Below are 19,613 nucleotides of genomic sequence, written 5' to 3' on the forward strand. Positions count from 1 at the left end.
GGGCACCGGACGTCGGCGATACTGGACGGTGACACCGCACGATGCTGGAGGAACCGATGGCGTCCAAGCCCGCCGACCCCAACCGGATCGACCCGAACTGGCCGCACCTGCCGGACGGCGGGCATGCGGTCACCGAGCTCATGGGCACCGTGCAGGGCAACATGTCGCCGTTCGGCGACGTCGAGTTCCCTGTGGACACCGTGCCCTACGAGCACCCGGTCACCGAGATCAACCGCTGACCGTGGTCGCGGGCCTGCTCCTCGCCGGCGGCGCCGGGCGTCGCATGGGGACTCCGAAGGCGCTGGTCCGGCTGCACGGGGAACCACTCGCCGTCCGCGCGGTCAAAGCACTGCAGGCGGGCGGCTGCGGACCGGTGACGGTCGTGCTGGGCGCCCGGGCCGACGACGTCACCGACGTGCTGCGCGCGGCCGGCCTCGGCACCGCGGGCAGCGACGTCGGGGGGGTCGTCGCCGAGGACTGGGACGAGGGGATGGGCGCGTCGCTGCGGCGCGGCCTGGGGTCGCTGACCCACCTGCCCGGGACCGGCGCCGCGCTGGTGCACCTCGTCGATCTGCCCGGGGTGGGCCCGGAGGCGATCCGCCGGGTCGCCGACGGTGCGGGGCACTCGTCGTTGCGCCGGGCCGCCTACGACGGCGTGCCGGGCCATCCGGTGCTGCTCGGCCGGGACCACTGGTCCGGCGTGGCCGGATCGTCCACCGGGGACGCGGGCGCCCGCAGCTATCTGGCGGGGCACCCGGCGCTGGAACTGGTCGAGTGCGGCGACGTCGCCGTCCCCGACGACGTCGACACCCCGGCCCAGCTGCGGCGCCTGGCCGGGGCGTGACGCCTCGTCGGGTCAGACGTTGACGACCTGGCCCGGGTGGATCATCTGGCCGGCACCCAGGTGCGGGTTCTTGGCCAGCAGGTTCTTCCAGTGCCCGACGCCGTGTGCGGCGGCGATCTTGCCGAGCGTGTCGCCCGACCGGACGGTGTAGGTGCTGCCCGACGCGGGGGCAGGGGCCGGGGCGCTGAGCTTCACGCGCTCGGGGGCCTGACTGCCCGCGTCACGCTCGACGGTGCGCGGGGTGGCGGACCCCGAGGCACCGGTCTTCTTCGAGCACGAGGGCCAGGCGTTCCAGCCCTGCCCGGCCAGCACCTTCTCGGCGACGGCGATCTGCTCGGCGCGGGTGGCCTGGTGCGCGGACGCGGCGTACTCGCCACCGCCGAACGCCTTCCAGGTGCTCGGGCTGAACTGCAGCCCGCCGTAGTAGCCGTTGCCCGTGTTGATGGACCAGTTACCACCGCTCTCGCACTGGGCGAGCTTGTCCCAGGTGGCGTCGCTCGCCGCGTTCGCGGCCGGGACGATCGCCATCATGGGGGCGCCGAGCACGGCGCCTGCGACGGCCGTCCGGGCGATCGTCCGCCCGGTCGTGCTGGGTTTGCGGTGCTTGCCGCGGTATCGAGCCATGGCACGGATCTCCCCCGTGGCGCCGTCCGACCAGCGCCCGGGGAGTTGGGCGCCGGATCCGTGGCCGGGGAGTGGCCGCCGGATCCGCCTGACTGTCGGCCCTGTCCCACGTCGAACCTCGGGGACCGGTGGCCGCCGGACAGGGAGCACTACGGCACCGGGGCCCGTCCGCATAGGGGAGTCGGTCGGGCCGGGATCGAAGGTAGGTGACGTCAGGTCGACGCGAAAGCCGGCGAACACCCGGCGTGTCTCCGGACGTACCGGACACATCAAGATCGATTGAATGGTTTCCGCTGGTCGCAATGCCCGATCACGATTGAGAAACGCCTACGGAAACAGTGTGTTGTAAACAACAAACGTGATGCACATCACTTTTTATCATGCCGCGGGCGGGACGGGCCGACCACGCCGCGTGTCCGGCGCCACCGTAGGGTCGGCCGGGTGAGTAGCGAGCTCAGCCACGTCGACGAGGCCGGGGCGGCCCGCATGGTGGACGTCTCGGAGAAGCAGCCCGGGCGCCGTGCCGCGGTCGCCACCGGGGTACTGCGGACCACCGCCGAGGTCGTCCGCCTGCTGGAGTCCGACGGCCTGCCCAAGGGCGACGCGCTGGCCACCGCCCGGATCGCCGGGATCATGGGCGCCAAGCGCACCCCGGACCTGGTGCCGCTCTGCCATCCGATCGCGATCAGCGGGGTCACCCTGGACCTGGTCAGCGGAACCGACGGCGCGGCCGGACAGGTCGAGATCCGGGCCGAGGTGCGGACGACCGACCGCACGGGCGTCGAGATGGAAGCCCTCACCGCGGTCGCCGTCGCCGGCCTCACCCTGCACGACATGATCAAGGCGGTGGACCCGGCGGCCGTGCTGGACGCGGTGCGGGTCGAACGCAAGGACGGCGGGAAGACCGGGCACTGGACCCGGCCGGAGGACCGGTCGTGAGCGGCCGGAGCGCGCGGGTCGTCACCGCGTCGAACCGGGCCGCCGCCGGCGTCTACGCCGACCGAGCCGGGCCGGTGATCACCGCCTGGCTGCGCGAGCGCGGATACGAGACACCCGATCCCGCGGTGGTCCCGGACGGCGAGCCGGTCGGTGGGGCGCTGCGCGCCGCGATCGGCGACGGCGTCGACGTCGTGATCACCACCGGGGGCACCGGCATCTCGCCCACCGACGCCACCCCCGAGGCCACCCGGGCCGTCATCGACCACGAGGTGCCGGGGCTGGCCGACGCGATCCGGCGGGCCGGTGAGGCGGTCGTCCCGACCGCCGTGCTGTCCCGTGGCCTGGCCGGTGTGGCCGGCCGGACCCTGATCGTGAACCTGCCCGGCTCCCCGGGCGGGGTCAAGGACGGTCTCGGGGTGCTCGAGCACGTCCTCGAGCACGCCGTCGACCAGCTGCGCGGAGGTGACCACTGATGGGTGCACAGGTGTTGCGCGCCGCGGTCGGCGAGGAGCCGCTCGACGTCGACGAGCACGCGCGGCTCGTCGAGCACGCGGCGGCCGGCGCGGTCGTGACGTTCGCCGGGGTGGTCCGCGACCACGACGGCGGGAGATCGGTGCACGGGCTGGAGTACAGCGCCCATCCCACCGCGGCCCGGATCGTCGCCGAGGTGGCCGAGCAGGTCGCCGCGAACACCCCGGGCGTGCGCGCACTGGCGGTCAGCCACCGGATCGGCCCGCTGGCGATCGGCGAGGTCGCGCTGGCCTGCGCGGTCGCGGCCGAGCACCGCGGCCAGGCGTTCACCGCCTGCGCCGAGCTCGTGGACGAGGTGAAGCGGCTGCTGCCGGTGTGGAAGCACCAGCGCTTCACCGACGGCACCGACGAGTGGGTCAACTCGACCTGAGCGACGGAACGGCCCGGGCCCCTCCGCGCAGGGAGGAGGGCCCGGGCCGTCGTCCGCCGGGGCCGGCGCTGGGGACACCGCTACCCCGTACCGCGGCCCCGGATGGCGGTCCGGGGCGGCGGGAGCACCGATCAGCCCAGCTTGAGGGTCTGCCCCACACTGATCACGTTCACGTTCGAGATGCCGTTCAGCGAGGCGAGCCGCGAGACGGAGGTGCCGTTCGCCGCGGCGATCCGGCCCAGCGTGTCGCCGGACTTGACGGTGTAGCCGCCGCCGGACGCCGCCGGAGCGGCGGGCGCGGCCGGGGCCGACGCCTTCACACGCTTGCCCGGGTCGGCCGAGTGGCCGCGGATGCCCAGCTTCGAGGAGCAGGCGGGCCAGGCTCCCCAGCCCTGCGAGGCGAGCACCCGCTCGGCGACCGCGATCTGCTCGGACCGGCTGGCGTTGTGCGCCGAACCGGTGCCGCCGAAGGCGCGCCAGGTGCTCGGCGCGAACTGCAGCCCGCCGGAGTACCCGTTACCCGTGTTGATCGACCAGTTGCCACCGCTCTCGCACTGCGCGAGCTGGTCCCAGACGCTGTCCGGGGCGGCGTTGGCGGTCCCGGCGATCGCAGCCGTGGCGCCGACCGTGACAAGTCCCGCCACGGCCACGCGCAGGAGACTTCGGCCCTTGGGTCCCTGAGACATTGCTGTGCTCCCACCGCGCCGGCCCGATCAGGTCGCACGTCCGCGCAAGTGGTCCCCGGGCACAGATGTGCCCACCGTTCGTCGCGGGGGAGCGTCGATCGGGACCGGGGAGCGACGTCGATGACGCCCGCGGAAGTACTTGCTGTCGTCCCCGTCCCGTTCCTGGTCCTCGACGGACCGGGCTGCCGCAGGACGGGGATGTTCGGCGCGGCGGGCCCGGATGTTGGCTCGTTCAGCTGGCCGTTCCGGTCGGACCGGCCGCCGAGAAAGGTGAATGCACAGAAAGAATTCGTCAAACAGCGAGAGGGTGAGCGAAATCATGGTTACATGCTTGTGATTATCAGATCCGCCCTAAAGGTGCTGGTCAACGACGTCACATCACGTACGTATCACGCGAGTATGAACTGTTCCTGATCGGAAGCATCTCGAACCTTCCGGGCCGCTCGTTCGTCTGTACGGGGATGGGGTGGAGTCGTCCGCCCCCACCGGTGGCGGGGGCCCGCGGCCGCCTGCTGTGGCCCAACCCAGTCCCCGTCCGGCATGCTGGTTCGGTGAACGACTCCGCACCCGCCGGTGCCGGCCCGACCGGACCGGCCGAGCTCGCCGCCGCACTGCGCGCGACCGGCTACCTGGCCGACGACGGGCTCGCGACGGCGACCTATCTGGCCATGCAGATGAACCGGCCGCTGTTCTGCGAGGGCGAGCCGGGCACCGGGAAGACCGCTCTCGCGCAGGCACTGGCGCAGACCCTCGACGCCCCGCTGATCCGGCTGCAGTGCCATGACGGCATCGACGCCGCGCAGGCCCTCTACGACTGGGACTTCCCCCGCCAGCTGCTGCACCTGCGCACCCTCGAGGCCACCACCGGCACCGGCGGCGCACTCGACGCCGACGCCGTCGAACACAGCCTCTACGACGAGCGCTTCCTGCTCGCCCGCCCCATCCTGCGGGCCCTGCGCACCAGCCCCTCGGTCCTGCTCATCGACGAGATCGACCGCGCCGACGACGAGTTCGAGGCCTTCCTGCTGGAGGTGCTCACCGAGCACGCCGTCACCATCCCCGAGCTCGGTGAGATCCGCGCGCAGACACCACCGATCGTCGTCCTCACCTCGAACCGGACCCGTGAGGTGCACGACGCGCTCAAGCGCCGCTGCCTCTACCTCTGGCTGGAGCACCCCTCGATCGAGCGCGAGATCGAGATCCTGCACAGCAGGCTGCCGGAGGTGCCCGAGCGGCTCGCCGCCGCCGTCGCGCGTGCGGTGCAGAAGCTGCGCAACTCCGACCTGATCAAGCCGCCGGGCGTCGCGGAGACCCTCGACTGGGCGCGCGCCCTGCAGCTCATCGGGGCCCGGCACCTCGACCCGGAGTCCGCCGCGCGCACCCTCGGCGCCGTGCTCAAGTACCGGGAGGACGCCGACCGCGTGCACAAACAGCTCGACACGCTGCTGGCGTCCTGACCGTGCCGGCGGTCGAACAGCTCGACGCCGACACCCTGCTCACCGGGCTGGTCGGCTTCACCGAGGTGCTGCGCACCGCGGGGGTCCCGGTGACCGGGGACCGGGTCGCGGCGTTCGTGGAGGCACTCGACACCCTGGACGTGACCGACCGGGAGCAGGCCTACTGGGCCGGTCGGCTGACGCTGTGCGCCGACCCGGACGACGTCCTGCGTTACGACCTGGCGTTCCCGGCCTGGTTCGAACCGTCCCAGGGGCGCCGCGCGACCAACCGCGACGAGCGCCCACCGGCCCCGCCGAAGCTGGCAGCGCTCGTCCCCGGCCGGGAGGGTTCCGGCGACGACGACACCGACGACGGCCCGCAGATCAAGGCCGCCGCCACCGGCACCGAGGTACTGCGCAACCGCGACCTGGCCGAACTCTCCCCGGCCGAGCGCGAGCACCTGCGCCGGCTGATGACGCTGCTCCGGCCGGAGCCGCCGACCCGGGCGTCCCGCCGCAAACACCGCGCGCTCCGGGGCGTGCCGGACCCGCAGCAGACCCTGCGCACCGCGCTGCGCAACCAGGGCGAGCTGTCCTCGATCCGGCGCCGGAACGCGTCGCGGCGGCCGCGCAAGGTCGTCCTGCTGATCGACGTCTCGGGATCGATGGAGCCCTACGCGGATGCGCTGATGCGCTTCGCCCACGTGTTCGTGCGCCGCGCACCGCGCTCGGTGGAGGCGTTCACACTCGGCACCCGGCTCACCCGGATCACCCGCGAGCTGCGCCAGCGCGATCCCGAGCGCGCCCTCGGGGCCGCCGGGAAGGCGATCCCCGACTGGTCGGGCGGGACCCGTCTGGGTGAGGTGCTCAAGGCGTTCGTGGACCGCTGGGGACGCCGCGGGGCGGCCCGGCGCGCGGTCGTCGTGGTCTTCTCCGACGGCTGGGAGCGGGGCGGGACCGAGCTGCTCGGCGAGCAGATCGAGCAGCTGTCCCGGCTGGCCCATCGGCTGGTCTGGGTGAACCCGCACGCGGGCAAGGACGGCTACTCGCCGGTCCAGGGCGGAATAGTTGCGGCCCTCCCGCACTTGGACGATCTACTGGCCGGGCACAGCCTGGACACGCTCGAGAAACTGCTGAAGGTGGTCAGAGATGCGTGACGTCATCGACCAGTTGGAAGGCTGGTGGCGCAAGGGCGAGCCCGCGGCGCTGGCGACGGTTGTCGGTACCTTCCGCTCCGCACCGCGCCAGCCCGGTGCGTCGATGCTGGTCGGCCCGGGCGGCGAGGCGGTCGGATCGGTGTCCGGCGGCTGCGTCGAGGGCGCGGTCTACGAGCTCGGACAGCAGGTGCTCGCCGAGGACCGGCCGGTGCTGCAGCGCTACGGAGTCTCCGACGACGACGCGTTCGCGGTCGGCCTGACCTGCGGCGGGATCCTGGACATCTTCGTGGAGAAGGTGACCCCGCAGACGTATGACCAGCTCGGCCGGATCAGCGAGGCGATCCGGGCCGAGGAGCCGGTGGCGGTCGCCACCGTCGTCGCGGGCCCGGTCGAACGGCTCGGCACCCGGCTGATCGTGTGGCCGGACCGGGTCGAGGGCGGTACCGGCTCGGACCGGATCGACGACGCCGTCCGGGACGACGTCCGCGGGCTGCTCGACTCCGGCCGTAACGCCACCCTCACCTACGGCGTCAACGGCGAGCGTCGCGGCGAGGGCCTGCAGGTCTTCGTCGAGTCGTTCGCCCCGCCACCGCGGATGATCGTGTTCGGCGCGATCGACTTCGCCGCGGCGGTGGCCAGGATGGGCTCGTTCCTGGGGTTCCGGGTGACCGTCTGCGACGCCCGTCCGGTGTTCGCGACGGCGAGCCGGTTCCCCGGCGCGAACGAGGTCGTCGTCGAGTGGCCGCACCGCTACCTGCAGGCGGAGGCCGACGCGGGACGGATCGACCAGCGCACCGCGCTGTGCGTGCTCACCCACGATCCGAAGTTCGACGTGCCGCTGCTGGAGGTCGCGCTGCGGCTGCCCGCGGTCGGCTACATCGGGGCGATGGGCTCGCGGCGCACCCACGACGACCGGATCGAGCGGCTGCAGGAGCGGGGCGTCACCGACGCCGAGATCGCCCGGATGTCGTCGCCGATCGGACTCGACCTGGGGGCCAGGACGCCCGAGGAGACGGCCGTGTCGATCGCCGCCGAGATGATCGCGCAGCACTGGGGCGGAGCCGGGATTCCGCTGGCGGAGCGGGAGGGACCGATCCACGCGTCCTGATCCGCCCCTGCTTTCGGACAGGGCGTTGTACTCCCCCGACCTGCGGATCTCCCTGTACCGTGGGCCGTACGCTCGAAGCGGGAGGAGGGCAGCGTGGTCCTCACCGGTACATCCGGAAGCGCCGCGCGGGACACCGTCCTGGTGTTGGACGGCGGTCCGGCGCATCCCGGTTCCGACGGCGGCTACACGGTCCGCTCGCCGGAGTGTCCGCGCGAGGCGCGTCCGCGGCTGTCGAAGTTCCACGCCCCGGAGATCGTCTTCGGGCCCGACTCGCTGCCCGAGTCGGCACATGCGGCCGTCCGGCTGGGTGCCCGCCGGCCGTTCGTGGTCACCGACCCGGGCGTCACCGAGGCGGGCTGGCCGGCCGAGCTGCTGCGCTACCTGCGCTCCGCCGGGCTGCAGCCGCAGCTGTGGAACGACATCACCCCGAACCCCAAGGACCACGAGATCCAGGCCGGGTTCGAGCGGTATCAGAGCTCCGGCTGCGACGTCGTCGTCGGTATCGGTGGCGGCTCGGTGATCGACGCGGCGAAGGGCGTCGCGCTGCTCGCCGCGAACGGCGGCACGATCCTGGACTACGAGGGCATCGACCGGATCTCCAACCCGATCCCGCCGCTGGTGATGGTGCCCTCGACCTCGGGGACCGGGGCCGACGTCTCGCAGTTCTGCATCATCACCGACACCGAACGGCTCACCAAGATCACCATCATGGGGCGGGCGCTGGTCCCGGACGTCTCGGTGATCGACCCGCGGCTGCTGGTGACGATGCCGGACTGGCTCAACGCCGCCACCGGGCTGGACGCGCTGACCCACGGCATCGAGGCGTTCGTGTCGCTGGCGCACGGCCCGCTGACCGACACGCACGCACTGCACGCGGTCGCGCTGGTGCACGCCAACCTGCCGACCACGATGATCCGCCGCCACGACGACGGCCCGCGCACCGCGATGGCCCAGGCCGCGCTCGAGGCCGGTCTCGCCTTCACCAACGCGATCCTCGGCGCCACGCACGCGATGAGCCATCAGGTCGGCGGCATGCTGGATCTGCCACACGGACTGATCAACGGGGTGCTGCTACCACACGTGATCCGGTTCAACGGGGCCCAGGAGCCCACCCGGTTCGTGCCGATCGCGCAGGCCATGGGGCTGCCGGCCCGCCCGGGGATACCCGGTGACGAGGCCGTCGACATGGTCGCCACCGAGGTCCGCAAGCTCGCCGACGAGGTGGGCGTGCCGACCGGGCTGGGCGCGATCGGGGTCCGGGAGGCGGACGTGCCGCGGCTGGCCCGGCTCACCCTCGGCGACGCCTGCCTGACCACCAACCCGCGCACGGCGACCGTCGCCCAGATCGAGGACCTGTTCCGGGAGGCCTTGTAGTGCTGCCCGCCATGTCCCCCGCCCGATGACCGCCGCGGCACGTTTCCCGAGCCGCCGGACCCCCTCGCCCCATGCGGATCGGAGCGCGGGGCCCCGGCCGCGGCCCGATCTCGACGCGCTCACCGGGCTCCGCTCGGGCAAACCGTCGTTCTACTCGGAGTACCGGGTCAACGCCGAACGGCTGCGGCGGGTGATCGGCTCGCTGGACCGGATCTCTGCCGCGCTGGTGCGCACGATGGAGGGTTCCGAGGCGCTGGTCCGCGCCGTCGCCGACGCCGCAGCGGACCACCTGTCGGCGGACTGGGTCGTGCTCGCGCTGGTCGACGGCGAACTGACCGACGCCGTGCCCCGGCACGTGGTGATCGGGCCGGACGGAGTCGAGTGGGCCGACCTGCGGATGGTGCCGGACCGGGTGCGCAGGCACATCGCGCTGCTGCAGGGCGGGACCGGCGCCGAGGACGACTCCGGCCGGCGGCACCTGCACGTCCCGATCCGGTTGAACGGCCGCACCGTCGGCGGGTTCGTCGCCTGGACCCCGCCGGACCGGGAGATCGACGACACCGACCACTCGGTGCTGCGCATCCTGGCCGGCCAGACCGCGTCGGCACTGCAGAACTGCGCACTGCTGGACCGGGCGGAGCGGCTGCACGCCCGCACCGCGGCGCAGGCCGAGGACCTGCGCACCCGCAACGACGAGCTGATGCGTACCCAGCAGGCGCTCGGGGCGGCCCGCCAGCGCGAGGTGCTCGACAACGAGCGGCACCGGATCGCCCGCGAGCTGCACGACAGCGTCACCCAGTACGCGCTGTCCGCCGGCATGCACATCGAGCTCTGCCGCAGCGAGATCGACGATCCCCGCCTGCTGGAGCACCTGAGCACCGCCAAGGACCTGACCCGCCGTGCGGTGGAGCAGCTCCGCTCGGCGATCTACGCCCTCAACGACGACGACCACGCCGACAAGGACCTGCCCTCGATGCTGCGGCAGCTGTCCACCGTGCACATGCCCGACGAGCTGCGGGTCGAGGTCACGATCGGCGGCACCCCGACGGCGCTGCCGCACGAGCACGAGCAGTCGCTGTTCCGGATCGCCGGCGAGGCGCTGTTCAACACCGCGATGCACGCGTCGGCGTCCCGGGCGGTGGTCCGGCTGGCCTACCAGCCCGACCGGGTGCGGCTCTCGATCTCCGACGACGGCGGGGCGTCGCCCGACCAGATCCGCCGCACGCTGCGCGCGGCGTCGGTCCGCGGCCCGTCGGGCGAGCACCGCGGTCTGGTCAACATGGACGCGCGGGCCCGGGAGATGGGTGGCACGCTGCGGTTCCGCCGGTCCCGGATCGGCGGGTTGCAGGTGCAGGTGGACGTCCCGTCCGGGGCGGCCGGGAGGGAGATCCCGTGAGCACCACGGACGTACGGGGTGGTGGGACGGCCCGCCGGGAGCGACCGGCTGTCCGGCCGATCCGGATCGTGTTGGTGGACGACCACTCGATCATGCGGCAGGGCCTGCGGGCCGTGCTGGAACGCGAGGAGGACCTGCGGGTGGTCGGCGAGGCGGGCAGCGCCGCCGAGGCCATCGCCGCCGTCGCCGCGAGCCGCCCGCAGGTGGTGCTGCTGGACCTCAAACTGGCCTCGGGCCCGCAGACCGACGGGCTGGAGGTCTGCCGCAAGCTGTGCGCCGACCACCCCGGGATCGGGGTGCTCGTGCTGACCACGTTCGCCGAGGACCGGCTCGTCGTCGAGTCGGTGCAGGCCGGGGCGCGCGGCTATGTGGTCAAGGACGTCGACACCACCGAGCTCGTCCGGGCGATCCGGGCGGTCTCCCGCGGGGAGAGCGCGTTCGACGCCCGCTCGGCCTCGGCGATGGTGCGGTCGCTGTCCGGTGGGATGCCGGACCGGGAACGGCTCACCGACCGGGAGCTGGACGTACTGCGGCTGCTGGCCCGTGGGCTGTCCAACCGCGCGATCGGCACCGAGTTGTTCATCTCCGAGACCACGGTCAAGTTTCACGTGGGGAACCTGATGCGCAAGCTCATGGTGTCCCGCCGAGCCGAGGCGGTCTACGCCGCCACCAAGCTGGGACTGCTGTAGCCCGACGCGTTCCGCGGAACGCGGCTGGTGCTCTCCAGCGCGTTCCGGTGCAGTACGCGGACCCCGGCCCGGTGCGTGCCGCGGAACGCAGCCCGAGGCGTTCACGTGCGTTCCGCGGAACGCGGCCGGCCCTGCCCCTGCCCCTGCCCCTGCCCCTGCGGCGGTGAGGTGCGATCGGGCCGTGAGTGGAGATCATCAGTTCTGACGATCTCCTCCGGCGCTCCCGCGCTCCGGGATGACGCTGCGCTCGCCGGAACCGGTAGTCACGCGGTGAAGGTCTCCCCCCGTCTCCTCACCTCTGCCCGTTCGGCACCGACGATCACCGGATATGGCGCGGCGCCACCGCCGGCAGTCGAGGAGATGCCGCCGAACGTGGCCACAGCAAACGTGGCTGTAACAGATGTGGCCGCAGCGGACATGGCCGCGGCGGCACCTCGATTCGGCCGGGCGAGATCGTGACGACCGGGTCCGACCCGATGCGGCTGGCCGGGCCGCCGGGCGGATTCACCTCGGCGATGTCGTTCACCAGCTCACAGGTGCCGGTCGAGCGGACGCCACCGGAGCGGTCGCTGTGAACAACGCCCGCCGGCGTCTCCGCGACGACGACTACTGGCGTGCCCACCGCCACCAGCCGTGGCTCGTCCTCGGTGGGTTCCTGCTGCTGATATCGGTCCTCGCCGCGATCACCGGCCAGGACGAGGAGACCCTGGCCGGAACGGGTGGACGCACAGCAGCCGGCGCGACAGGGGGCTCGACGGAACCGGCGCTCTCCCGGGCAGGGATTGCGCCGGAGCTGTCGAGCCCGGTATCGGCGGAGACCACCGGGGCGGACCTTCCTGGGACGGTGACCGGTCAGCGGCGCGTGTCGCAGATCATCGACGGCGACACGATCGTCCTCGCTGCCGGCGACCGGGTCCGGGTGCTGGGCATCGATTCCTGCGAATCGGGCACGTCCGGCGGCCTCGCCGCAACCATCGCCGCGCGCGATGCCCTGCGTGGAAAGACCGTGACGCTACGGGCCGAGCCGGGCGTCGACCGCGATCGTCACGACCGCCTGCTGCGCTATGTGGAAGCTCCCGGAGTAGGAGACTTCGGCAGGTACATGGTCTCCCATGGCACCCATACCGGCGTCTACGACGGCCGGAACGATGCCGCCTCGACCTACCTCGCATCCCTGCGCGCGCTGGGCGCGGAGAGAAGCTGCGGCGCAGAGCTGAGCACACGACAGCAACCCGCGGCCCGGGCACCGGCACCGGTGGATGCTCCCGCACCCGCGCCGCCCCGAACCGCATCACCTCCGGCCGCGCCCGCCCCGGCGAGGGCTCCCGCCGGCGAGGCGTTCAAGAACTGCGCCGCCGCCCGCGCAGCCGGCGCCGCCCCCGTCCATCGCGGACAACCCGGATACGGCCCGCACCTGGACCGGGACAACGACGGGATCGGCTGTGAGTGGTCCTAGCCGGACAGCGACATGCCCGGCGCACGATGGTGGCACCCCTCGCTCGAGGAAGGACGGCACCGCGCACGAGACGGTCCAGGGCAGCGTGGCCGGGCCGAGCGAGATCCGGGAGTCCAGCGAGCGACCAGCGCACGGGCTCGGCAATGCAGTTCGGCTCCGGGGCCGCCGCCACAGCCACGGCCACCCGGGAAACCTGATGCGCGAGCTCCTGGTGTCCCACCGTGCCGAGGCGGGTCTCGTGGCCACCGGGCCAGGGCGGCTGTAGCCCGGCGCCATCGGTCGGAACGCGACCCGGTGCGTTCCGGTGTGCTCCGCAGAGACCTGACCCGGTGCGTTCCGATGCGTTCCGCGCAACGCAGCCCGAGGCGTTCCAGTGCCCTCCGCGGAACGCGGCCGGCGCGTTCCGCGGAACGCGAAACCGGAGTCGGCGGCCGCTCGTTGTCGGACCCCTGGTGCACTCTTGTGCGAACACACGTTCGACGACGGACGTCCCGACGCAGGGGGAACCGATGAGCACCGACCACGGCACAGGGCCCGATCCGCTGCTACCGCCGAAGCCGCTGCCCGAGCTGGAGTCGGAGCTCCTGGGGCTGGCCGGGCACATCGCGGCGGCGGAGTGCCGGTTCCTGCAGCTCCTGGCCGAGTTCGACCGCCGCGACGGCTGGGGCGGCGTCGGCGTGCGTTCCTGCGCCCACTGGCTCTCCTGGCGGGCGGGAATGAGCATGCGGACGGCGACGGAGCACCTGCGTATCGCCCACGCCCTGGAGAACCTCCCGCGGATCCGGGCCGAGTTCGCGGCCGGGCGGATCTCCTACTCGAAGGTCCGGGCGATCACCCGGGTGACCGGCTCCGACACCGCGGCGCTGGCCCGCATCGCCGACCGGATCACCACACCGGGAGCGGCCGGATCCGAGGCCCCCGGATCCCGGGCAGCCGCTCCCGGCGGCGGCACCCCGCAGGCGGGCGGCCAGGTCGTGCCCGGTGGCTCCGACGAGGGCACCGCAGGCGCCCCGTCCGTCGACACGGACGACGACGCCCCCCATGCCGGACCCGGCCGGGCTGTCGATCCCGCTGCCCATCCCGCCGTCGAGCCTGCCCTCGGCCACACCACCGGCACCGCTCCCGAGCCCGGCCTCGATCCCACCGGCGACGGCCCCCACCCGGCTCTCGACCCGGATGCCGAGTCCGACCCGGACCTCGACGTCAGCACCGGCACCGGCACCGGCACCGGCACCACGACAGCACCGGCCGGCGTCTCCGTCGCCGATCCCGACGTCGCGGAACAGATCCTGCTGAACCTCGCCCGCTCCGGCACCGCGAGCCACGTCGAGACGGTCGTCCGGGCGGTCCGCCGCCGCGCGACCCCGCCCACGGTCACCGCCGCCCGCCGCACCCTGAGCTGGTACCACGACACCGACGGGTCCCTGGTCGTCCGCGGCCGGTTCACCCCCGAGGACGGCGCGGAGCTCGTCGCCGCCCTCACCGCCCTGGTCCCGGCGCCCATCCCGGTCGGGCAGGACCCCGAACAGGCCCCCGGCCCGGCCGCCGCCCCGGACGGGGCCCGGCGGGCCGACGCACTGCTGGAGCTCGTCCGCAGGCAGGGCACGGACGCACCCGTGGTCGCCCGTGGCGAGGCCCGGGTCGTCGTGCACATCGACGCGAGCACCGGGACCGCCCGGCTCGCGGACGGGCCGGAGATCCCCGGCCCCACCGCGGAACGCCTGGCCTGCGACGCCCGCAGCCGGGCCCTGCTCGACGATCGCAGCCGGAACCGGCTCTACCTGGGCCGCTCCCGGCGGCTCGCCTCCCCGGCACAGATCGCCGCACTCACCGCCCGCGACTGCGCGGACGGTGGGGGTTGCCGGTTCCCCGCCTGCGGCAGCACCCGGTACCTGCACGCCCACCACGTACAGCACTGGCTGCGCGGCGGAAACACCGACATCGACAACCTGGTCCTGCTCTGCGGGTTCCACCACCGGCTGGTGCACGACCACGGCTACCTGATCCGCTACACCGACGGGCGCTGGGAGTTCCGGCGTCCGGACGGCGTGCCGGTCACCGGGGCCGGTGCACCCCTGAGCGGTGACCAGAAGGTTCTGGTCGACCGGAACACGAGCGCCGGCCTGGGGATCGACGGTCGCACGCTCACCCCCGACTGGTACGGCGACCGGCTCGATCCCGGGCTGTTCCTGGACGCCCTGCTCCCTCCGGTGGTCCCCGCCGCGGCGGCCTGAGGACCGGCGGTCACGGCTCGTCCAGGAACCGCACGATCCGCGGGACCTGGCCCAGCACAGCGTGTCCGGCGCCGGGCACCAGCTCGACCCGCGCGTCCGGGCAGAGCCGCACGAGCCGCTCCCGGGTCCGCACCGGATCGAAGACGCGGTCCCGCTCGCCCAGCAGGGCGAGCATCGGCATCGTCAGCCGACTCAGGGCGGCGTCGTCGAACAGCGGGAAGCGGGCGGTGCGCGGGCGGAAGTGCTCGAAGAGCAGGCAGATCTCATCCAGCACCTCAGGATGTTCGTGACCGTCCAGACCCGTGACGATCTCCGCTGAGCGCCGCCGTCCGCGCGACCCGAACGCGCTCAGCAGGAACGCCGGGGCGACCTTCCGGAACGTCTGGTCCCCGATCCCCGCGGGGCACACCAGGGCCAGCCGGTTCACCCGTCCCGGATGCCGCGTCGCGAAGTCGGTCGCGGTCCATCCGCCGAGCGAGATGCCGGCGATGTCGGTGGCACCGATCTCGAACTCGTCCAGGATCCCGGCGAGCCAGTCGGCGGTCGCCGGCGTCGTGAGATCGAGCCGGACCGGGTCGCTGAGCCCGGGCTCGCCGAGCAGATCGACCAGCAGGACGCGTCGGGTGGCCGCCAGGAGCTCGACGCCGTCCCGCCACACCGCGCTGTTCGCCCCGGAGCCGTGCAGCAGCACCAATGGGCTGCCCGTCGGATCCCCGCAGGTCAGCACGGCGGTCGTGCCGTGGCCGGTCGCGATGCGGTACCGCTGCACCGGCACCGGCCAGGCGTCCAGCTGCTGTTCGTAGCGCTCGCGGACGACGGTCGCTCCTGCCTCGCTGTGGTAGATGCCCGTCGTCGCGCTGGTTCCTCCCATGCGCCGATCGCAGCACGCCCGGCCCTGCCCGCGCGATCGGGTTTCGGGGCCGGTAGACAGTGCCGATGCGCTGGTATGCCGAACGTCCCGCTCGTCTGGCCCGGCAGGTCGTCGCCGATCTGCTCGCCGTGCTGTGGGCGGCGCTGGCGGTGCTCGCCGGGATCGCGGTGCACGACGGCCTGCGCACCCTGGAGGGCCCCGGCCGCTCGCTCGTCGCGGCGGGCGGGCGGATGTCGGAGGTGTTCACCGGGATGGCCGGCGCGGTGTCGTCGCTCCCGTTCGTCGGGGCCGATCTCGCCGTCGCGCTCGACCCGGCGACCCGGGCCGGTGCCGATCTCGCGACCGCGGGCCACGAGTTCGGACGGACCGTCGGGACGTTGGCGACCGGGTCGCTGGTGGTGGTGCCGCTGCTGATGCTGATGCCGGTGCTGCTGGGCTGGCTCCCGCTTCGGCTGAACTACGCCCGCCGGGCCGGGGCCGCGGTGGCCGCGCGGGCGAGTGCCCCGGACCTGCTCGCCGTGCGCGCGCTGGCCCGGGTGCCGGTCTCCCGGTTGACCCGGATCGCTCCCGATCCGGCGGCCGCGTGGCGGGCCGGGGACCCGGCCGTCGTCGCCGGCCTCGCCGCGCTGGAGCTCACCGCGCTGGGCCTGCGACCCCGGGTGTGACTCCGCCGCGGAGCCGGGCGGTTCAGCTGCGCAGCAGCTCACCAGCCGCGATGCCCACCTCGGGTGCGCAGTGCGCCAGGTAGGCGAGCCAGACCGAGCCGGTGTAGGCACGCACCCAGCCCAGCAGCAGCCCGGCGAACCCGGTCAGCACGATCGCCGCCGGGTCGAACAGCAGCCCCTCGCCGGTGACCAGCAGGCCGTGCCCCAGGCCGAATCCCACGCTGGTCAGCACCAACCCCCAGCCGACCCGCGCTCCGAAGAAGCGCCACGGCGCGCCCAACGCGCGATCCAGCACCGCCAGCAGCACCCCGCGCCACAGCAGCTCTTCGACCAGGTTCGGATGCGCGACGTCGAACAGCATCCGCTCGCCGTCGACCGGACCGAAATCGGCCAGGGAGAACGCCACCAGACAGGCGACGACCAGGAACCAGCCGACGATCAGCCGTAGAGCCGGGCCGAGCGTGCCCGGCTCTGGCCGCCGCAGCCCCGCAGCGGTTCGCGCCCACCGATGCAGGACCAGCAGCAGCACCGCCAGCCACAGCAGTTCCAGGGTCTTGCCCTGCCAGTTCCAGTCGAGCCCGGCGAAGACGCCGACCCGGGGCAGGGTGTGGACGACGTGGGTGAGCACGACGAGCCCGCCCGCGACGACCAGCGCGCGCCCCGCCCCCGGCCGTCCACGGGCCGCGAACAGCGCGAGCGGCGCCAGCACCGCGACCGCCAGCAGGCCGGAGAGCAGCGCGGGCCCGCCCGCAGCAGTGAACGCCGCCGGCCCGGCGATCAGGGTGACGAGGCAGATCCCCGCACCCACGACGGCGAGCACCGGGACCACCCACCGTGCGGTGTCCACCGGCGACTCCGTCACCCCGGTCCGGCTCTCCCCGATCCCCATGGAACCGACGCTAGGGATCACCGACCGCGGCGGGGAGTGCCACCCGTCACGGGTGTGCCCGTCAGCCGTCAGCCGTCAGGCCGGGTCCGGCTCCGGGGACGACGCGTGTGCCCAGTAGCGGCGCGGGATCCGGCCGGCGTGCCGGGCGGCCCAGCCCGCCTCGACACCGCGGCGCATCGCCGTGGCCATCCGCTCCGGATCCGCGGCCCGGGTGACCGCGGTGGCGAGCAGCACCGCGGAGCAGCCCAGCTCCATCGCCAGTGCCGCCTCCGACGCGGTGCCGATGCCGGCGTCGAGCACTACCGGCACGCCCGCCTCGGCGACGATCATCTCGATGTTGTGCGGGTTGCGGATGCCCAGGCCGGTGCCGATCGGGGAGCCGAGCGGCATCACCGCGGCGCAGCCGGCCTGCTCCAGCTTGCGGGACAGCACCGGGTCGTCATTGGTGTAGGGCAGCACGGTGAACCCGTCGTCGACGAGCTGCTCGGCGGCGTCCAGCAGTTCCACCGGGTCCGGCAGCAGGGTCCGCTCGTCGGCGACGACCTCCAGCTTCACCAGATCCGTCTCCAGTGCCTCCCGCGCCAGTCGCGCGGTCAGCACCGCCTCGGCCGCGGTGCGGCAGCCCGCGGTGTTCGGCAGCACCCGGATCCCGAGCCTGCGCAGCAGGTCCAGCAACCCGGTCCCGCCGGTGACGTCGACCCGGCGCAACGCCACCGTCGTCAGCTCGGTCCCGGACGCGACCAGCGCCCGCTCCAGGATCTCCAGGTTCGCCGCGCCCCCGGTCCCCATGATCAGCCGGGAGTCGAACTTCTCGTCGCCGATGATCAGCGGCGCGTCGGCCTGCTCGCTCATGCTCATCCCCCCTGCACCGCGGTCAGTACCTCGACCCGCGCGCCCTCGGAGATCCGATGCTCTCCCCAGGACGCCCGCGGGACCACCGCACCGTCGACGGCGACGGCGACACCCCGCTCGGGCACCCCGGCGTCGGCGAGCACCCTGGCGAGCACCGGCTCGCCCTCGATCTCGTGATTCGCACCGTTCAGCACGATCTGCAACGTCAGCTCCTTTCGGCCCCGACCGGGGCGAACCGGCGGGGGTCGGCCGCACGGGCGGCGTCCGGCACGTCCTGGCCGCGCAGCAGCGCGGCGACCGCGGCGGCGGTGACCGGGACGAGCAGCATGCCGTTGCGCCCGTGCCCGGTCGCCACGAACATCCCGTCCGGCCCGATCCGGCCGATCAACGGCAGGTTGTCCCGGCTTCCCGGCCGCAGCCCGGCCGCCGTCTCGGTCAGCTCGTACTCGGCGATCCCGGGCAGCACACGTTCGGCGTCCCGGAGCAGGTCCCGGACCCCGCCGACGGTGACGGCGGTGTCGAACCCGTTCTCCGCGGTCGTCGCGCCGACCACCAGGTCCCCGTGCCCGGGTACCACGCGGGGCACCGCGTACACCGGACGGCCGTCGACGACCGCCCGGACCGTACGAGACGGCGGCGGCAGCGCACCGGCCCGCCGGGTCAGCCGCAGGATCTCGCCCTTCACCGGGCGGACGAGCCCGTCCAGCGCCGGATGCAGGGCCGACGAGTGCGCCCCGGCGGCGACGAGCACCGCGTCGGCGCCGGCACCGGTGCCGTCGGCCAGCCCGACCCCGGTGACCCGGCCGCCGGCCTCCCGCACCTCGGTGACGGCGCGCTCGTCGACGGTCACCTCGAGCCGCTCGCAGGCGGCGCGCAGTGCAGCCAGCAGCCGCCGGTTGTCCACCGACGGATCACCGGGCACCGAGAGCCCGCCGCGGACGTCCGGGCCCAGCGACGGTTCGAGCCGGCGCAGCTCGCGGCCGGTCATCCGCTGCGCCGGCCGGCCCAGCGACTCCAGGTACCCGGCGAGCGAGTTCAGCTCGTCGCGGTCCCCGGACCCGGTCCCGACGACGACGGTGCCGGCGGGGTGCATCCCGGCGTCGGTCCCGGTCTCGTCGGACAGCGCGCGGGCGAACTCCGGCCAGCGCGCGACCGAGTCCAGGCCCAGCGCCAGCAGGTCCTCCTCGCCCGGCCACGCCTCGGTGACCGGCGCCAGCATCCCGCCGGCCACCCAGGACGCCCCGGTCGCGGGGGCCGGGTCGTACACGGTGACCCGCCAGCCCGCCCGGGCCGCCTCGCGGGCCGCGGACAACCCGATGGCACCGGCACCGACGACGGCCAGCCGGCCGCTCCGAAGGGCGGTCATGGAACTTCCACCTCACTCCCTGCGCCGGCATGACCCGGATCAGGTTCGACGGTCGGGACCGCGACCGGGTCCCCTCTCAGCCCGCTCGCCGGGCTCCCGTGGTTCATCTCGTACCGCCCCAGGCTA

General features: G+C 73.6%; 21 protein-coding genes and 1 riboswitch. Of the genes, 14 read left to right on the forward strand and 7 right to left on the reverse strand.

What is annotated here, in order from left to right:
* Nucleotides 1–41: 41 nt before the first annotated feature.
* Nucleotides 42–239: a hypothetical protein gene (locus tag Pdca_RS30910; RefSeq protein WP_232021301.1), complete on the forward strand. Its 198-nt coding sequence runs from the start codon at nt 42–44 to the stop codon at nt 237–239.
* Nucleotides 240–241: 2 nt separating this feature from the next.
* Nucleotides 242–844 (forward strand): nucleotidyltransferase family protein, encoded by a 603-nt coding sequence (locus Pdca_RS30915; RefSeq protein WP_125911625.1) that lies wholly within the window; start codon nt 242–244, stop codon nt 842–844.
* Nucleotides 845–856: 12 nt separating this feature from the next.
* On the opposite strand, the gene Pdca_RS30920 is transcribed toward Pdca_RS30915, so the two are convergent.
* Nucleotides 857–1,468, reverse strand: coding sequence for a LysM peptidoglycan-binding domain-containing protein (locus Pdca_RS30920; RefSeq protein WP_166665869.1), 612 nt, complete (start codon nt 1,466–1,468; stop codon nt 857–859).
* 441 nt (nt 1,469–1,909) lie between these two features.
* Here Pdca_RS30920 and moaC point away from each other — a divergent pair, with 441 nt between their 5' ends.
* The 3 genes from moaC to Pdca_RS30935 are packed head-to-tail and all read left to right on the forward strand — an operon-like array spanning nt 1,910 to nt 3,308.
* Nucleotides 1,910–2,407 carry a cyclic pyranopterin monophosphate synthase MoaC gene (moaC, locus tag Pdca_RS30925; protein ID WP_085910459.1) on the forward strand — a complete coding sequence of 166 codons (498 nt, stop codon included), beginning with the start codon at nt 1,910–1,912 and terminating at the stop codon, nt 2,405–2,407.
* On the forward strand, nt 2,404–2,880 hold the full coding sequence (locus Pdca_RS30930) for a MogA/MoaB family molybdenum cofactor biosynthesis protein (protein ID WP_197719855.1): 477 nt from the start codon (nt 2,404–2,406) through the stop codon (nt 2,878–2,880). Before moaC ends, Pdca_RS30930 begins: the two co-directional genes overlap by 4 nt.
* Nucleotides 2,880–3,308 carry a molybdenum cofactor biosynthesis protein MoaE gene (locus Pdca_RS30935; protein WP_085910457.1) on the forward strand — a complete coding sequence of 143 codons (429 nt, stop codon included), beginning with the start codon at nt 2,880–2,882 and terminating at the stop codon, nt 3,306–3,308. The genes Pdca_RS30930 and Pdca_RS30935 overlap by 1 nt, the downstream gene beginning before the upstream one ends.
* Before the next feature lie 131 nt (nt 3,309–3,439).
* Here the strand turns inward: Pdca_RS30935 and Pdca_RS30940 are convergent, their stop codons facing one another.
* Nucleotides 3,440–3,994: a LysM peptidoglycan-binding domain-containing protein gene (locus Pdca_RS30940; RefSeq protein WP_085910456.1), complete on the reverse strand. Its 555-nt coding sequence runs from the start codon at nt 3,992–3,994 to the stop codon at nt 3,440–3,442.
* Between the two features lie 551 nt (nt 3,995–4,545).
* On the opposite strand from Pdca_RS30940, the gene Pdca_RS30945 reads away from it, so the two are divergent.
* The 8 genes from Pdca_RS30945 (at nt 4,546) to Pdca_RS30980 (ending at nt 14,844) form a co-directional block, all read left to right on the forward strand.
* Nucleotides 4,546–5,451 carry an AAA family ATPase gene (locus tag Pdca_RS30945; protein WP_085910455.1) on the forward strand — a complete coding sequence of 302 codons (906 nt, stop codon included), beginning with the start codon at nt 4,546–4,548 and terminating at the stop codon, nt 5,449–5,451.
* A gap of 2 nt (nt 5,452–5,453) precedes the next feature.
* Entirely contained in the window at nt 5,454–6,587 is a 1,134-nt protein-coding gene (locus tag Pdca_RS30950; protein ID WP_174824375.1) for a vWA domain-containing protein, read from the forward strand.
* Entirely contained in the window at nt 6,580–7,695 is a 1,116-nt protein-coding gene (locus Pdca_RS30955) for an XdhC family protein (RefSeq protein ID WP_085910454.1), read from the forward strand. Before Pdca_RS30950 ends, Pdca_RS30955 begins: the two co-directional genes overlap by 8 nt.
* Nucleotides 7,696–7,788: 93 nt before the next feature.
* A complete protein-coding gene (locus Pdca_RS30960) occupies nt 7,789–9,069 on the forward strand; it encodes an iron-containing alcohol dehydrogenase (protein ID WP_197719856.1) in 1,281 nt (426 codons plus the stop codon).
* Nucleotides 9,070–9,094: 25 nt separating this feature from the next.
* Nucleotides 9,095–10,465, forward strand: a complete 1,371-nt coding sequence (locus Pdca_RS30965; protein WP_085910453.1) for a MadS family sensor histidine kinase — start codon at nt 9,095–9,097, stop codon at nt 10,463–10,465.
* A 92-nt stretch (nt 10,466–10,557) separates the two neighbouring features.
* On the forward strand, nt 10,558–11,154 hold the full coding sequence (locus Pdca_RS30970; protein WP_232021751.1) for a MadR family response regulator transcription factor: 597 nt from the start codon (nt 10,558–10,560) through the stop codon (nt 11,152–11,154).
* A 400-nt stretch (nt 11,155–11,554) separates the two neighbouring features.
* On the forward strand, nt 11,555–12,610 hold the full coding sequence (locus Pdca_RS37265) for an excalibur calcium-binding domain-containing protein (protein WP_232021303.1): 1,056 nt from the start codon (nt 11,555–11,557) through the stop codon (nt 12,608–12,610).
* 509 nt (nt 12,611–13,119) lie between these two features.
* Entirely contained in the window at nt 13,120–14,844 is a 1,725-nt protein-coding gene (locus Pdca_RS30980; RefSeq protein ID WP_085910451.1) for a DUF222 domain-containing protein, read from the forward strand.
* A 10-nt stretch (nt 14,845–14,854) separates the two neighbouring features.
* Here Pdca_RS30980 and Pdca_RS30985 read toward each other — a convergent pair whose 3' ends face one another.
* A complete protein-coding gene (locus tag Pdca_RS30985) occupies nt 14,855–15,715 on the reverse strand; it encodes an alpha/beta fold hydrolase (protein WP_085910450.1) in 861 nt (286 codons plus the stop codon).
* Between the two features lie 65 nt (nt 15,716–15,780).
* On the opposite strand from Pdca_RS30985, the gene Pdca_RS30990 reads away from it, so the two are divergent.
* The gene (locus Pdca_RS30990; RefSeq protein ID WP_125911626.1) at nt 15,781–16,380 is read left to right on the forward strand and encodes a hypothetical protein; all 600 of its coding nucleotides are present in this window, start codon (nt 15,781–15,783) and stop codon (nt 16,378–16,380) included.
* 22 nt (nt 16,381–16,402) lie between these two features.
* Here Pdca_RS30990 and Pdca_RS30995 read toward each other — a convergent pair whose 3' ends face one another.
* From Pdca_RS30995 to thiO, 4 genes are all read right to left on the reverse strand, one after another.
* The gene (locus Pdca_RS30995) at nt 16,403–17,269 is read right to left on the reverse strand and encodes a CPBP family intramembrane glutamic endopeptidase (RefSeq protein ID WP_085910448.1); all 867 of its coding nucleotides are present in this window, start codon (nt 17,267–17,269) and stop codon (nt 16,403–16,405) included.
* Nucleotides 17,270–17,344: 75 nt separating this feature from the next.
* On the reverse strand, nt 17,345–18,121 hold the full coding sequence (gene thiG, locus Pdca_RS31000; protein WP_085910447.1) for a thiazole synthase: 777 nt from the start codon (nt 18,119–18,121) through the stop codon (nt 17,345–17,347).
* Nucleotides 18,122–18,123: 2 nt separating this feature from the next.
* Nucleotides 18,124–18,315: a sulfur carrier protein ThiS gene (thiS, locus tag Pdca_RS31005; protein WP_373865533.1), complete on the reverse strand. Its 192-nt coding sequence runs from the start codon at nt 18,313–18,315 to the stop codon at nt 18,124–18,126.
* Between the two features lie 11 nt (nt 18,316–18,326).
* Nucleotides 18,327–19,487, reverse strand: a complete 1,161-nt coding sequence (gene thiO / locus Pdca_RS31010) for a glycine oxidase ThiO (protein WP_085910445.1) — start codon at nt 19,485–19,487, stop codon at nt 18,327–18,329.
* Nucleotides 19,486–19,596, reverse strand: a riboswitch (TPP riboswitch). Its footprint overlaps the gene before it by 2 nt.
* Nucleotides 19,597–19,613 lie beyond the last annotated feature (17 nt).

Origin of the sequence: Pseudonocardia autotrophica (assembly GCF_003945385.1) — a bacterium.
Classification (GTDB): Bacteria; Actinomycetota; Actinomycetes; order Mycobacteriales; family Pseudonocardiaceae; genus Pseudonocardia; species Pseudonocardia autotrophica.

Coding starts and splice junctions, on each gene's coding strand:
- Pdca_RS30910 (WP_232021301.1), top strand. CDS start 42: ATGCTGGAGGAACCGATGGCGTCCAAGCCCGCCGACCCCAACCGGATC.
- Pdca_RS30920 (WP_166665869.1), bottom strand. CDS start 1,468: ATGGCTCGATACCGCGGCAAGCACCGCAAACCCAGCACGACCGGGCGG.
- Pdca_RS30935 (WP_085910457.1), top strand. CDS start 2,880: ATGGGTGCACAGGTGTTGCGCGCCGCGGTCGGCGAGGAGCCGCTCGAC.
- Pdca_RS30940 (WP_085910456.1), bottom strand. CDS start 3,994: ATGTCTCAGGGACCCAAGGGCCGAAGTCTCCTGCGCGTGGCCGTGGCG.
- Pdca_RS30955 (WP_085910454.1), top strand. CDS start 6,580: ATGCGTGACGTCATCGACCAGTTGGAAGGCTGGTGGCGCAAGGGCGAG.
- Pdca_RS30965 (WP_085910453.1), top strand. CDS start 9,095: ATGACCGCCGCGGCACGTTTCCCGAGCCGCCGGACCCCCTCGCCCCAT.
- Pdca_RS30970 (WP_232021751.1), top strand. CDS start 10,558: ATGCGGCAGGGCCTGCGGGCCGTGCTGGAACGCGAGGAGGACCTGCGG.
- Pdca_RS37265 (WP_232021303.1), top strand. CDS start 11,555: ATGTGGCCGCAGCGGACATGGCCGCGGCGGCACCTCGATTCGGCCGGG.
- Pdca_RS30980 (WP_085910451.1), top strand. CDS start 13,120: ATGAGCACCGACCACGGCACAGGGCCCGATCCGCTGCTACCGCCGAAG.
- Pdca_RS30985 (WP_085910450.1), bottom strand. CDS start 15,715: ATGGGAGGAACCAGCGCGACGACGGGCATCTACCACAGCGAGGCAGGA.
- Pdca_RS30990 (WP_125911626.1), top strand. CDS start 15,781: ATGCGCTGGTATGCCGAACGTCCCGCTCGTCTGGCCCGGCAGGTCGTC.
- Pdca_RS30995 (WP_085910448.1), bottom strand. CDS start 17,269: ATGGGGATCGGGGAGAGCCGGACCGGGGTGACGGAGTCGCCGGTGGAC.
- thiG (WP_085910447.1), bottom strand. CDS start 18,121: ATGAGCGAGCAGGCCGACGCGCCGCTGATCATCGGCGACGAGAAGTTC.
- thiO (WP_085910445.1), bottom strand. CDS start 19,487: ATGACCGCCCTTCGGAGCGGCCGGCTGGCCGTCGTCGGTGCCGGTGCC.